Consider the following 14240-nt stretch of genomic DNA (forward strand, 5'->3'; position numbering starts at 1 on the left):
AAAGCCGGACTTCGGGAGGGTTACATGCAGGCATTGTTTATTGGACAAGCCTATATCGACGTTACGTTTTTGACCGACCAGCTGCCGACGGGCGACGAAAAGACAATTGCCCGGGATTACGCGATCAGTTTCGGCGGCAATGCCGTTACAGCGGCGTTCTGCTGCGCCAAACTGGGTGGCAAGCCGGAACTGTTATGTTCGCAGGCGGATGACTGGCTGGCGCGGATGTTCCTGGACATGGCCGCGGCCTACGGCATTTCCATTCACGGGCGCAAGGTGCGCGAGAGTTCGCTCTCCTTCATCATGCCGAAGGGAGGCAAGCGTGCCATCGTGCGCTGCCGCGACAACGAATTCCTGCATCCTTTCCCTCCCCTCACGCTTACCGGCATGAAGGCATTGCATCTGGATGGCCACATGCCGGATGCAGCCCTCCACTATGCGACCACTTGCAAGAACCTCGGTATTCTAACGTCTCTCGACGGAGGTGCGGTGCGAGAAAACACGGACGAGCTTTTGAACCAAATCGACATTGCGGTCGTTTCCGAACGGTTCTGCCAGCAGCTTGGCATGTCGACCGGCGAGACCCTGGCGTATTTGCGTACCAAGAACTGTCCTGTCGGCGCTGTCACGCTCGGCGACGAAGGCATGGTCTGGTACGAAGCCGGCGGTCCGGACAAGGTTATGCCGGCCTTGAATGTACCCTTGTCGAAAGTGGTCGATTCCAATGGAGCTGGCGATGTGTTCCACGGCGCCTATGTTGCGTCCTACCTGCAATGGCCGGAAAGAAGCTGGGATCAGCACTTCCGCTTTGCACGTGGTGCCTCGACCCATGCGATCCAGCACCTGGGCAACGAAGCCAGCCTGCCGACACTGGAAGATATCGAACGCGCCAACAGCACCTTCCTGGAAAAGGCAGCTGCCTGACACAATCAGCCCCGGTAAAGCACTGGCTACAAGGCCTTCGCGTTTCAACCGGGGAAAGTGTGACGCAGGACATATTTTGTTCGAATAAGCCCGGCTATTGCTTCAACCGGCTTTCGCCTTGCCACACTGTGGAACTTACCCCAGAGTGGGATCACCTCTATTTCGTGGAGATTTTCAATGATGTTTTCCCGTTCGCCCCGGATCGCAGCCGGTCTGACAGCCGCTGTCAGTCTGCTCGCTCTACAAGCCTCTCCGGCTCTTGCCTTCGATCCGTCCGGGAACGAGATTGCCGATGCGTTCCTGTCGCTGCTGGACGCTGAAAAAGGCACCGTCGAGAGCTATGGTTCGGTTGACGAAGCAGGTGGCGCCGTCACGCTCAGCGACATCGTCATCAGCAAGGAAGACGAGGAAGGTGCCAGCGTCACCATCGCTTCCACCGTGCTCACTGGTGGCGAAATCCAGGCTGACGGCCGGCTCAAACTGGCAAGTCTCGACATGAGCAACCTTCAGCTCACGGCGGAGGACGGCGGCATGTCGCTGGCAGACCTCAAGGTTACGGAACTTCTCTTGCCCACGCCGGAAGAAGCTGCGTCCGATACGCCGCCGGTCGGGCCCGGCTACAAGACGTTTGAAGCCAACAGCATCCAGATCCGCGATGAAGACAACCAGATTGCCGACATCGTAAAAATCTCCTCTTCGATCGATGCCATGGAGGGCGATCTTCCGACGGCCGGCAGTTTCGCCGTGACCGGCGCCACGATTGATGTGAAGGAACTGGAATCGAAGGAAACCAAGTCCCTCACGGATCTCGGTTATGAAACCCTGACAGTTGATGTTGCCGGTTCAGGCAAATGGGATCCGGAAGCAGCCACACTTGTGGTGCCGGAACTCAAGATCGATGCCAAGGAAGCCGCCAGCCTGTCGCTTTCCTTCTCCATGGGCGGGGTTACCCGGGAAGTGGTCACCCAGCTCAACGAAAAATCGGAGAAGCCGGAAGAAGCGATGGCACTTCTGCAGAACGTGACCATCGAAAATGCCAAGATCCGGCTGGATGACGCCTCTTTGACGGGACGCGTTCTGGATCAGGAATCGAAAAAGGCCGGTGTTGACACGCCGACCTATGTAGCTGGCCTCACCGGCACGCTGCCGGTGATGCTTGGCATGCTGCAGAACAAGGAACTGGAAGGCAAGGTCGCTCAGGCTGTGACCCAATTCCTGAACACCCCAGGCTCGCTGGAACTGACGGCGGCACCTGGCGCGCCGGTTCCCCTGTCCCAGATCATGGGAACGGCGATGTTCGCGCCCCAGATGATCCCGCAGATCCTTTCGGTTGGCATCACCGCCAACCAGTAACTCTGCCTTCAAACAGCAAAAAGCCCGGACCTTGTCCGGGCTTTTCTTGTTTATGCGTTCAAAAATGCAGGCTTACTCGGCTGCCTCGTTCCGGCTCTGGAATTGCAGTTCGCACAGGCGGCGATATATGCCGTCGTGCTCGAACAATTCGTCATGGGTGCCGCTTTCAAGGACGCGCCCCCTGTCCAGAACGAGTATCTTGTGCGCGTGGCGAACCGTGCTGAGCCGGTGGGCGATCACAAGCGTTGTGCGGCCTTCCATCAGTGTTTCGAGCGCGGACTGGATCTTGGCCTCGGATTCCGCGTCGAGAGCGGAGGTTGCCTCGTCCAGCAACAGGATCGGTGCATCAAGCAGCATGGCGCGCGCGATGGCGACCCGCTGGCGCTGACCGCCGGACAATCGGCCGCCACCGTCGCCTGCCAACGTGTTGTAGCCTTCAGGCAATTCTAGGATGAAGTCATGGGCGTTTGCCGCCTTTGCCGCCGCCTCGATCTCTTCCTGCGTGGCATCGGGCCTGCCGATTGCGATGTTGTCGCGGATGCTGATGTTGAAGAGGTAGGAGTCCTGACTGACGTAGGCAATGTTACGACGCAGGGACCCCATCGTCACCGATTTGATCGGCTGGCCGTCAACGCAGATCGTACCTTGCTGCGGATCGTAGAAACGCTCGATCAAGGCAAAGACCGTTGATTTCCCGGCACCGGATGCACCAACCAGTGCCGTTGTCTTGCCGCCCTCAGCCGTCAGGGTCAGCCCGTTCAGGGCAGCACCTTCGCCATAGGAGAACTTGACGTCCTTCACTTCGATCTGCCCGCTATCAACCTTGAGGTCCGGTGCATTTTCGACCTGCTCCAGATCCGGCTGCTCGTCGATCAATTCGTACATCAGACGAACGCCGACCAGTGCCTTGCTGAGATTGACATTCAGACGGGCCAGACGGCGCGCCGGATCATACGCAAGCAGCAGGGCGGTGATGAATGCGAAGAACGCGCCGGGATCCTTGCCCAGTTCCACCACCGAATATCCACCGTAGAAGATAACCAGTGCGATCGCGAACCCGCCGAGGGATTCCATCAACGGGGATGTCCGCGCCGTTAACGCCGCAATCTTGTTGGACTGGCGCTCGACTTCAGAGACGGATGTCGCCATCCGCTGCTGCATCGTCTGCTCCATTCGGAAAGCCTTGACGATGCGAATACCCAGCACGGTTTCCTGCAGGGTCGAGCCGATCTTGGCGTTCGAAACCACCTGCCGCTTGGCGTAGGTCTTCACCCGCTTGACCAGAAAACTGACACCGACGACGATCGGCGGCATGATCACCAGTGCGAGCAGGCTCATCAGGGGATCCTGGACAATCATCACGCCGACGAGACCGATCAGGGTCAGAATATCCCGGCCAAGGCTGAGCACGATCATGTCGATGACCGAACGGGCACTGCCGGCACCCGTGTTCACGCGAATGCCCAGTTCCGGCAGGGACATCCGGTCGTAGTAGGCCTGGTCCTGCATGGTGAGCCGCTTGAACAAGCGGTTCTGAAGGTCGGCAACAATCGCGTTGCCTACCCTTGAGAGAACGACCATCTGACCGTAGGTCGAAGCGCCCTTGAGGGTGAAGATGCAGATGACCGCTCCGGCGATGACATAGATCATCGCCTTGTCGCGGTTGATGAACACCTCGTTGATGACATCCTTCATGATCCAGGCACTTGCGGCGGTCGTCGCCGCTACCATGCCCATGAAAACGAAGGCCACCATGTAGCGTGGTATGTAGGCCCGGAGATTTTCGCTCAACAGGCGCTTGATGACTTGGACCGTGCCATCCGGATCGTTCCAGATCTCCCATTTTGCAGGGTTGAGCACTGTAAGCCGCCTTTCCAAAAACTCGCTAAGCTTAGCATGACTGAGGCCGGCTAGGCCGGCCTCAAGCCTCTGTTGCAGAGGGTTATCCCTATTTAACGGTTACCCGCAAGTAGGTTGTTATCAGGCGTCCGGCAAGTTCAGACGCAAATGCAGATCGCGAAGCTGAGCTGATGTCGCTTCGCTCGGTGCGCCCATCATCAGGTCTTCCGCCTTCTGGTTCATCGGGAAGAGCATGACTTCACGGATGTTGGCTTCATCAGCCATCAGCATGACCATGCGGTCGATGCCGGCCGCGCAGCCGCCATGCGGAGGAGCGCCATACTGGAATGCATTGACCATGCCGCCGAAGCGCTTGTCGACTTCCTCAGCCGGATAGCCGGCAATTTCGAAAGCCTTGTACATGATCTCCGGCTTGTGGTTCCGGATCGCGCCGGAAACCAGCTCGTGACCGTTGCAGGCCAGATCGTACTGATACCCGCGCACTTCCAGAGGATCGCCTTCCAAAGCTTCCATTCCGCCCTGAGGCATGGAGAACGGGTTGTGTTCGAAATCGATCTCGCCGGTTTCCTCGTCGCGCTCGTAGATCGGGAAATCCACGATCCAGGCAAATTCGAACCGGTCCTTGTCGGTATGGCCGAGCTCTTCGCCGATGATGACACGGGCCTTGCCTGCGACCGGCTCGAACTGCTTCGGCTTGCCGCCGAGGAAGAAGGCCGCATCACCGACGTCGAGACCCAGCTGGGTGCGGATCGCTTCGGTGCGCTCCGGACCAATGTTCTTGGCCAGCGGACCGGCAGCTTCCATGGAACCGTCTTCAGCCTTGCGCCAGAAGATGTAGCCCATACCCGGCAGGCCCTGCTCCTGGGCGAACTTGTTCATGCGGTCGCAGAACTTGCGGCTTCCACCCTTCGGTGCCGGGATAGCGCGGATCTCGGTGCCCGGCTGCTCCAGCAGCTTGGCAAAGATTGCAAAACCGGATCCTGCAAAATGCTCGGAGACGATTTCCATCTTGATCGGGTTTCTGAGGTCCGGCTTGTCGGTGCCGTACCAGAGCGCTGAATCCTTGTAGGAAATCTGCGGCCAGTCGCGGTTGACCGGACGGCCGTTGCCGAAACGCTCGAAGCAGCCTGCAATCACCGGCTCGATTGTATCGAACACGTCCTGCTGGGTGACGAAGGACATTTCCATGTCGAGCTGGTAGAAGTCGGTCGGTGAACGATCGGCACGCGGGTCTTCATCGCGGAAACACGGCGCGATCTGGAAGTACTTGTCGAAGCCCGAGACCATCAGCAGCTGCTTGAACTGCTGCGGGGCCTGCGGCAGGGCGTAGAACTTGCCGGGGTGCAGACGAGACGGAACCAGGAAGTCACGCGCGCCCTCAGGGGACGATGCCGTGATGATCGGCGTCTGGAATTCGTTGAAGCCGATGTTCCACATGCGGTCACGCAGATCGCGCACCACATTGGAGCGCAGGATCATGTTCTGGTGCAGCTTCTCGCGGCGCAGATCCAGGAAACGGTACTTCAGACGAACTTCTTCCGGATAGTCCAGGTCACCGAAGACCGGCAGCGGCAGTTCCTTCGCCGCACCCAGGATTTCCATCTCGCGGATGAAGACTTCAATGTCACCGGTCGGAAGTTCGGCGTTGATGGTTTCGTCAGTACGCTTCTTCACGTTGCCGTCGATGCGGATACACCATTCGGAACGCACGGTTTCGGCCAGTTTGAAGGCCGCAGAGTCGGGGTCGACCACGCACTGGGTGACACCGTAGTGATCGCGCAGATCGATGAACAGCACCCCGCCATGATCGCGGACCCTGTGGACCCAGCCGGAAAGACGGATAGTCTGGCCTTCGTCGGACAGACGGAGGTCACCGCATGTGTGACTACGGTAGGGGTGCATTCTAATTCCTCGACATTTTTCTTGGCATAGAAAATCGTTACGGCCCGCTGGAGGCAGGCCGAGTCCGGCTGCACAATCCATGTTGCGGGACGAAAGTCAAGGGAAAGGCTTGCGGTAGGCTTGCCTCTCCCCTTTTGAACGCGAAACGGTTCGGGAATTTCTCTCAGGCGTCGACTGCTTGCAACAGTGGATGCCACTGGCCGCGGATCTCGTGAGAACTGGCATCGGAATAGTCGAATACGCCAGACCCGGCTGCGGCATGGCGGGCATATATCACCCGATCAGAAATCCGGGCAAGCAGCGGATAGCCCTTCTTGGCGAGCAACTGCTCCAGATCGGCAACCTGGTTTGACCGGCGATCGATCCGGTTTGCAACCACGTGAATATCGGCCTTGCCCTTGCGCACGCGCTTGATATCGGAAATGCCGTCGAGAAACTTCAAGGTGGCGTCCCAGTCGAAGGCGGATGCAAGCACCGGAACGATGATATCGGACGACTCCGCAATCAGGTTCTTGGCCAGCTCCGATCGAAGCCCGCCGGGTCCGTCGATGACAATGGCGTCCAGATGCTTGTCCTTGTCACCGATAGCCTCCTCCTTGCTCCAGTTGAGACCTTCGATCTGCGCCAGGCCCTTTGGGCGGCGCTTGACCCAGGAAAGGCTCGACTTCTGCCGGTCCGCATCAGCAAGTGCAACATCTTCGCCACGAGCGGCGAGCGCAACGGCAAGATTCGTGGCGAGGGTCGTCTTGCCGCAACCGCCCTTTGAATTCACCACCAGTATCTTGCGCATTTCCACTCCCCTGTGTGTTCTTTTGCGGACGCTCGCTTAAGCTTCAACATAGGCGCACAAAATGCGCCTTTTCAAGAGCTTCAAGCGCGAAAATTACCATTTCGTGGCGACAAAGCGGCAGAACTCGGGTATAGCTGTCCGTCACCATGCATGTGATTACAAAAACAAAAGATCTCGCCGCTGCGTGCCAGCGTCTTGCCGCTCATGATTACGTGACTGTCGACACGGAGTTTCTCCGTGAGACAACCTTTTGGCCCAAGCTCTGCGTCATCCAGATGGCAGGGCCTGACATGGCCTTCATCGTCGATGCCCTGTCCGAAGGGCTGGACCTTGAGCCCTTTTTCGAGCTTATGCGCGACGGCAATGTGACAAAAGTTTTTCACGCTGCCCGCCAGGACATCGAAATCATCTATCATCTGGGAGAACTTATCCCGGCCCCGCTGTTCGACACTCAAGTCGCGGCCATGGTTTGCGGCTTTGGTGATTCCATTTCCTACGACCAGCTTGTCTACAAGGTGACCGGTGCCCGGATCGACAAGTCGTCCCGCTTCACCGACTGGGCCCGCAGGCCGCTGACGGCAAAGCAACTGGATTATGCGCTGGCGGACGTCACGCATCTGCGCGACGCCTATCAGTTCCTGAAAGCGAATCTCGCCGAACAGGACCGCAGCCACTGGGTTCAGGACGAAATGCAGGTGCTGACATCCATCAACACCTACCGTACGGATCCCGAACAGGCCTGGAAACGGCTGAAGCTTCGGGTGCGCAAGCCGGTTGAACTGGCCGTGATGATGGAAGTTGCAGCCTGGCGCGAACGGGAAGCGCAATCACGCGACGTTCCGCGCAGCCGCGTCATCAAGGACGATGCCATCTACGAGCTCGCAGCTCAGCAGCCCCAGGACGCAGAATCGCTCGCGCGCCTCAGGACCATTCCGCGCGGCTTCGAACGTTCAAAATCCGCAGACGAGATCTTGAAAGCCGTCAGACGGGCCGTTTCGCTTCCCAAGAACGAAATGCCGAAACTACCGAAAGGTCGACAGGCACCGGACGGGTCAGCGGCCGCTGTCGATCTCTTGAAGGTTCTTCTGAAACTTGTCAGCGAGGCACATGGCGTTGCTGCCAAGGTCATAGCCACGGTGGATGATCTTGAAAAGATTGCCGCAGATGATGCTGCCGATGTGGCAGCCATGAAGGGCTGGCGGCGCGAGCTTTTCGGCGAAACCGCGCTCAAGCTGAAGCGCGGTGAAGTCGCCCTCGCCTTCCAGGATCGTCAGATCGTCGCGATTGATCAGCCGCGGCAGGCGAACGTTGAATCGGAAGCGGCAGAGTAAACTCTGCCGCCTGCCTTCTCAGTCTCAGTTCCGCAGCACCCCAGAAATCAGCCGGCGTTTACAGCAACCTCGACATCGATGACCTTGCTGAGCTGGTTCGCACGCTTGCGCAGGCGTTCACCGTCGAGGTCGGCAAGGTCCTTGCCGAGATCCAGCGACAACCCTGTTTCCGATTTGGTGATGCCGACCTTCGGCAACATGCCGGCAATGGAAGCACTCAAAAGAGACGCCACCCGCATGGTAGCGCCAAGAACCTTGGCGCGGATGCGCAGACGGTCCGTAAACAGCTCCCGGATGACCGGCGAAAGATCGCCCTCGCGCAGACCCTGGTGGCGATAGAAAACGGCTGCTGCAAGATAAGCGCGACTGGCATGATCCAGCCCGACGAAAGATGCGTTTGAAATGATATTGAGGCTCTGCTCGCCGCGATAGTCGGGATGGGCGCGCCAGCCGATGTCGGAGAGAAGACACGCCGCGTGGCGAAGCCGTGTCTCGTTGGCGGTTTCCTCGATGCCAAGTTCCTTGAACAGCTTGTCCGTCCAGACAATCAGCTCTTCCGCGTGCGCAGGTGAGCGCGCACGCAGCGTGCACAGCTCGCGTGCAGCTTCAATCACCGGGTCATGAGCCTGCATTTCCGAAGGCAGCTTTTCATGGAGCAGGCCTTCACGAACACCGGTTGCGGAAAAGACCAGGCGCTCCGCCTTCATCGACGTCAGCACCTGTTCCAGCACGACTGCACCGATCGGCACCAGAGGACGGCGCTGTTTGGAAACGATCTCCGCCAGTTCCACCCCTTCAAGGTTCGGAATGGCGATACGCTTGCAGAAGGCAATCGCCTCTTCTGCACTGATTTCATAATTGTGCATCACGTGCAGCGGATAATTGTTCTGCATCAGATGCAGACGGCCCAGCGACCGCCACGTGCCGCCAACGGCATAGAATGTCCGTTCACCGGGAGCCAGGTCAGGCCACTGAAAGTCCTTGAGAGCCGCTTCGGTGATCTTCTGCGCCTTGGCGATCTTGCCTTCGGCCTCTTCCGAAAGCCGCAGCCCGCCAAGGGGGAACGTCGCTCCCGTGCCGGGCTTGTTGTCGGCAATTTCCACCAGCTCCAGACTGCCGCCCCCCATGTCGCCGACAATGCCGCGCGGCTGCCAGAACCCGGCAATCACACCAAGAGCGGAATAATAGGCCTCTTCATTGCCATCGAGGATGCGAACCGGTGCCTCCAGAAACCGTTCGACCTCGCGCACGAAATCAGGCCCGTTTTCCGCATCGCGCGCCGCAGCCGTCGCCACGATGTAGATGTCCTGGCAGCCGGTATGCTTGATGAGGGTCTTGAAGCGGGTCAGTTCACCGAGAGCCAGGCTGACGGAATCGTCGGCCAGACGGCCGGTCGCGGCAATGCCCTTGCCAAGCCCTGCCAGCAGCTTTTCGTTGAACAGCATGGTCGGTGTGCGGGCCTTGCGTTCGTAAATCACGAGGCGCACGGAGTTGGAACCGATGTCCACGACTGCGACAGGTCCGGACCCGTTGAGCCGGCCACGTGCCGGATGAAACTCAGCAGTCATGCTAACCTCGTTTTTGCCGTTCCAGGAACGGCCTCGGCCGATCGCTCTTCAATGATTTGCCTCTGCCGGAAAGCGAGGGGTTCGTCATGAAATACTGATGCGCATTGAAGGGTTCCTCATTGGCGTTCGGAACGATGCGCTCATGGCTGCCGTCCGACAGAATGCGCCAGCTTTGCTGGTTGTCCTTCAGGTTGGCCACCATGATCTGGTCCAGAACCTGTTCGTGCACGGTGGGTGTCTTGAGCGGTGCCAGGACCTCGACCCGCCGGTCGATGTTACGCGGCATCAGATCGGCCGAGCCGATATAGACGTGTGCCTCGGGAGACGGCAAACCCTGGCCGTTGCCAAAGCAGTAGATGCGAGAATGCTCCAGGAAACGCCCGACAATGGATTTCACCCGAATGTTGTCGGACAAACCCGGAATGCCCGGACGCAGGCAGCAAATGCCGCGAATGATCAGATCGATCTGAACGCCTGCCTGGCTTGCGCGATAAAGGGCATCGATGATCGCCGGATCTACAAGGGAATTCATCTTCCACCAGATCTGCGCGGGGCGGCCTGCGCGGGCGTGCTCGATCTCGTTCTCGGTCATTTCCAGCATGCGCTGACGCAGGTTGACCGGAGAAACCATGAGGTTGTTCAGTTCCGCCGGTTGAGCGTAACCGGTGATGAAGTTGAACACCCGGGCAGCATCCTCGGCAATGCCGGGATCATCGGTGAAAAACGAAAGATCCTCGTATATCCGCGCCGTGATCGGGTGATAGTTTCCTGTCCCGATGTGGCAATAGGTCTTGAGCTGACCGTGCTCGCGCTTGATGACCATGGAGAGCTTGGAGTGCGTTTTCAGCTCGATGAAGCCGAAGACAACCTGCACCCCTGCCCGCTCCAGATCGCGCGCCCACTTGATATTCGCTTCCTCGTCGAACCTGGCCTTGAGCTCCACCAGTGCGGTAACGGATTTGCCGGCTTCGGCCGCCTCAGCCAAAGCCTTCACGATGGGGCTGTCGTTGGAGGTACGATAGAGCGTCTGCTTGATCGCCACCACATCCGGATCACGCGCGGCCTGCCGCAGATACTGAACCACAACGTCGAAGGATTCATACGGGTGGTGGACGATGATGTCCTTCTGGTGGATCGCCGCCAGACAGTCGCCGCCATGTTCGCGAATGCGCTCCGGAAAGCGGGCGGTATAGGGCTGGAACTTCAGGTCAGGCCGCTCGAGGTCAACAATCTGGGACAGGTTGTTGAGCGCAAGCAAGCCGTTTGCAAGGAAGATCTCGCTTTGCCCGACATGCAGCGCCTCCCCCACGAACTCACGCAGCGCCGGTGGTGTGGTTTCCTGGATTTCCAGACGGATCACCGAGCCCCGGCGGCGGCGGCGCAAAGCGCTCTCGAACAGACGAACGAGGTCTTCCGCTTCTTCTTCGATTTCAAGATCGCTGTCACGAATGACGCGGAACGCCCCCTTGCCCCGGATCTCGTAGCCTGGAAACAAGCGCCCGATGAAGAGGCTGACGACTTTCTCGATTGCGATGAACCGGGCAGCGCCATCTTCGCCGTTTGGCAATTGAACGAAGCGATCAACCTGGCTCGGAATTCTGAGCAGAGCAATCATGCCGCGCCCACCGGAAGTTGGCGCCAGTTCAAAGACGATTGAAAAGCCAAGGTTCGGGATGAACGGGAACGGATGCGCCGGATCGATGGCAAGCGGCGTCAGAACCGGGAAGACATAAGCAAGGAAATAGTCTTGCAGCCAGGCCTTGTCCGCCTGGTCAAGCGTGTCGCCCTGCGGGATCTCGATACCCTTGTCGGCAATCTCGCGGCGCAGCTCCACCCAGATCTTCTGCTGAGACGCCTGGAGATCACGCACGGCTTCGCTGATCTTCTGAAGCTGTTCGGTCGGCGTCAGGCCGTCGTCGGACAGATTGGTAACGTCGGCCCGTTGCTGGCCACGCAGTCCGGCCACACGCACCATGAAAAATTCGTCGAGATTGTTGGCGGAGATCGACAGGAACCGAACGCGCTCAAGCAGCGGATGGTTCGGGTTCATGGCTTCTTCCAGAACCCGGAGATTGAACTGGAGCCAGGACAGCTCCCGGTTCATGAACCTGGCCGGAGATGTAGCCAGCTCACCTTCCGGTGTCAGTTCCGGCACGGCTCCCTTTGCATCGGAAGCAACGGTGGAGGCAGGCAGAATGTCCGAAAGATCAGGGGCTTCGTTCATGGCATCATCCCTTGTTCCGCGCAGCTTCCGCTTCAATCCGGCAAAACCGGGCACGCCCATTCTGCCTCAACGCCGCCGTGACTAACATGAACTTCTGAGCGGGCAAATGACAGTCCTGTGGCAGCATCGGCGATTATTGGCCTTTATGCACATTTTCCAAGACCCGCCCGGCAAGTGGTTTCGTGATCTTGACCCGCCCGGCAAGAGCCTCCTGATCGATCGCCTCAACGGCGCGCATGGCGACCTCGAGCGAACGTTCCATTCGCACCACAAGATAGTCGACGACACCTTGATCGACCGCAATCTGCCGGTCGGCAAACAACTTCACCAGAACACGGCGAAGGAGATCATCGTCCGGCTCCAGAATTTCGACAGGAGTGGCCGCGCGCAGGCGGGACTGCAGATCCGGAAGGGAAATTTTCCAGCTGGCAGGCCAGGTGCGGCTGGTGATGAGCACCGTCTTGCCCGCCTGACGCGCTGCGTTGAGAAGGTGGAACAGAGCCGTGTTGTCGATGCCCAGATGCGCATCCTCGATCACGGCAGCGGGTGCGGCAACGAGGGTTTCCACGGACTGCGGATCGAGCTTGGAAGCAGCCAGAACGGCAGCGCCGGTCTCATCCTGAAAAGCCTGGACCAGATGGGTTTTTCCCGCGCCGACGGGGCCTGCAAGGACAACGACCGGAGAAGGCCAATCCGGCCAGCGTTCCAGCAATTCGAACGCAGCCCGGTTGGAGCTTCCAACCAGATAGTCGTCACGGCTCAAGGCCGCTTCATGCGGCAATTCCAAAGGCAACTGGCGCGGTGTTTCCACCATTTTCTACTCTGATACCTGTTCTTCTTGCCCCGATACGGGATGATCGGTTCCCCGATAGACCGGGCTTGCGAGATACTGCTTCAGGGCAAAGCGTGCAAGCACGCCGATCATCGCGGCGGCTGGAACCGCAATCAGCATCCCCACAAATCCAAAGAGATATCCAAAGGCAAACAAGGCAAACATAAGCGTAACAGGATGCAGGCCCGTGCTTTCGCCAACAAGTTTGGGCTGCAGGATATTGCCCTCCAGAAACTGACCAACGCCAAAGATCGCGGCGACTGCGATAATCCAGGGCCATTCCGGCCAGAATTGGACAAGCGCCACACCGATGGACAGGACAAGCCCCAACCCGGCCCCGACGAAGGGAATGAAACTGACGAGACCAGCCACCATTCCGATCAGGAGACCGAAATTCAGCCCGATCAGCGCCAGAGAAACAGCATAAAACGATCCCAGGATAAGACAGACCGACACCTGGCCACGCACGAAACCGGCAACAGCCTGATCCATTTCCTTTGCAAGGCCGCGGATTTCTGCCAGATGATCACGCGGCAGCCAGCTGTCGATACGCGCGACCATGCGGTCCCAGTCGAGCAAAAGATAGAATGCAACGACCGGCGTAATGACGAAGAGCGACAGGATCGACAGCAACGCCTGACCGCCGCTCCAGAGCGACTGGGCCAGCTTGCCGACGAAAGAAGCCCCCTGCCCGATGAGATTGGACATGGAGGACTGGAGGTCTTCCGCATTGATGCCCGCAACGGACGCCAGATCGGCCGGAAAGTTATCCGACAGCAATGCCTGCAGCTTGCGGATCAGCTCCGGGAACTTTTCCAGGAAAAGGGCAAGCTGATTGCCCAACAGTGGCAGAAGCAGGATGAAGAACATCACGAGGATGAGGACGAAGGCGAACAGGATTGTCAGCGTCGCCCACATCCGCCCCATGCCCAGCTTTTCCAGCCGGTCGCAAACCGGATCCAGCAGATAGGCCACCGCCATGCCGGCAACGAAAGGGAGAAGCACGCTGGAGAAGACATACAGAAACAGGCAAAGAACAACGAGGGAAATCAGCCAGAACTGGACCTGACGGCGAAGGGTCATGTATGGCGCTCCTCGGTTGTGCCGGTGCGTAGGAATGGCTTTCTTCCGGACATGGAATTAAACCCCGCCTCCGGTCAAGTCCAGAAGAAGTCGGATTTTCGCGGCATTGGTCCATGAAGGAGCCACTTCTGCCTCATGAGGCAAAGCCTATGACCACGGTTTCAAACAGGCCAGCAAGCTCGATTTCCGGCAACAGGCTGTCTGCAGCACTCTTGCGCTGACGGTTGACCCAGATGCTCCATAACCTCTTTTTCGCCGGCAATGCACTTTGAGCCATTCAAATCGGCCTGGTTTTGAAGAAAAATGCGGAAGTTGGCCTGCCATCTGTTCTTAAGCCCTGCGCAGAACCGCTCGCCTCTTGTGTTCCTTGGCG

At 58.7% G+C, this 14240-nt stretch carries 11 protein-coding genes; 3 read left to right on the forward strand and 8 right to left on the reverse strand.

Going from position 1 to position 14240, the window contains the following annotated elements; all coding sequences use genetic code 11:
• The first annotated feature begins 24 nt into the window (after window positions 1-24).
• Complete coding sequence (locus tag ACP90_RS16920) at window positions 25-924, forward strand: sugar kinase (RefSeq protein ID WP_023004029.1); 900 nt, start codon at window positions 25-27, stop codon at window positions 922-924.
• A gap of 177 nt (window positions 925-1101) precedes the next feature.
• A complete protein-coding gene (locus ACP90_RS16925; protein ID WP_208993354.1) occupies window positions 1102-2277 on the forward strand; it encodes a hypothetical protein in 1176 nt (391 codons plus the stop codon).
• Between the two features lie 72 nt (window positions 2278-2349).
• On the opposite strand, the gene ACP90_RS16930 is transcribed toward ACP90_RS16925, so the two are convergent.
• The 3 genes from ACP90_RS16930 to ACP90_RS16940 all read right to left on the reverse strand — a co-directional run bounded on the left by ACP90_RS16930 (window position 2350) and on the right by ACP90_RS16940 (window position 6829).
• Window positions 2350-4137 carry an ABC transporter ATP-binding protein gene (locus tag ACP90_RS16930; RefSeq protein WP_062489021.1) on the reverse strand — a complete coding sequence of 596 codons (1788 nt, stop codon included), beginning with the start codon at window positions 4135-4137 and terminating at the stop codon, window positions 2350-2352.
• A 120-nt stretch (window positions 4138-4257) separates the two neighbouring features.
• Entirely contained in the window at window positions 4258-6039 is a 1782-nt protein-coding gene (aspS, locus tag ACP90_RS16935) for an aspartate--tRNA ligase (protein WP_023004026.1), read from the reverse strand.
• Window positions 6040-6202: 163 nt separating this feature from the next.
• Window positions 6203-6829, reverse strand: coding sequence for a ParA family protein (locus tag ACP90_RS16940; protein WP_031270746.1), 627 nt, complete (start codon window positions 6827-6829; stop codon window positions 6203-6205).
• A gap of 146 nt (window positions 6830-6975) precedes the next feature.
• Between ACP90_RS16940 and rnd the strand changes: the two genes are divergently transcribed.
• Window positions 6976-8160 carry a ribonuclease D gene (gene rnd / locus ACP90_RS16945; protein ID WP_023004024.1) on the forward strand — a complete coding sequence of 395 codons (1185 nt, stop codon included), beginning with the start codon at window positions 6976-6978 and terminating at the stop codon, window positions 8158-8160.
• 47 nt (window positions 8161-8207) lie between these two features.
• Here rnd and ACP90_RS16950 read toward each other — a convergent pair whose 3' ends face one another.
• The 5 genes from ACP90_RS16950 to ACP90_RS28445 form a co-directional block, all read right to left on the reverse strand.
• Window positions 8208-9728 carry a Ppx/GppA phosphatase family protein gene (locus ACP90_RS16950; protein WP_062489022.1) on the reverse strand — a complete coding sequence of 507 codons (1521 nt, stop codon included), beginning with the start codon at window positions 9726-9728 and terminating at the stop codon, window positions 8208-8210.
• Between the two features lies 1 nt (window position 9729).
• The gene (locus tag ACP90_RS16955) at window positions 9730-11952 is read right to left on the reverse strand and encodes an RNA degradosome polyphosphate kinase (protein WP_055656448.1); all 2223 of its coding nucleotides are present in this window, start codon (window positions 11950-11952) and stop codon (window positions 9730-9732) included.
• Between the two features lie 133 nt (window positions 11953-12085).
• Complete coding sequence (locus tag ACP90_RS16960) at window positions 12086-12766, reverse strand: DnaA/Hda family protein (RefSeq protein ID WP_023004021.1); 681 nt, start codon at window positions 12764-12766, stop codon at window positions 12086-12088.
• Between the two features lie 3 nt (window positions 12767-12769).
• Window positions 12770-13867, reverse strand: a complete 1098-nt coding sequence (locus ACP90_RS16965) for an AI-2E family transporter (protein ID WP_023004020.1) — start codon at window positions 13865-13867, stop codon at window positions 12770-12772.
• 133 nt (window positions 13868-14000) lie between these two features.
• Window positions 14001-14144 carry a hypothetical protein gene (locus ACP90_RS28445; RefSeq protein ID WP_158514190.1) on the reverse strand — a complete coding sequence of 48 codons (144 nt, stop codon included), beginning with the start codon at window positions 14142-14144 and terminating at the stop codon, window positions 14001-14003.
• Window positions 14145-14240 lie beyond the last annotated feature (96 nt).

Source organism: Labrenzia sp. CP4, from assembly GCF_001579905.1.
Classification (GTDB): domain Bacteria; phylum Pseudomonadota; class Alphaproteobacteria; order Rhizobiales; family Stappiaceae; genus Roseibium; species Roseibium algicola.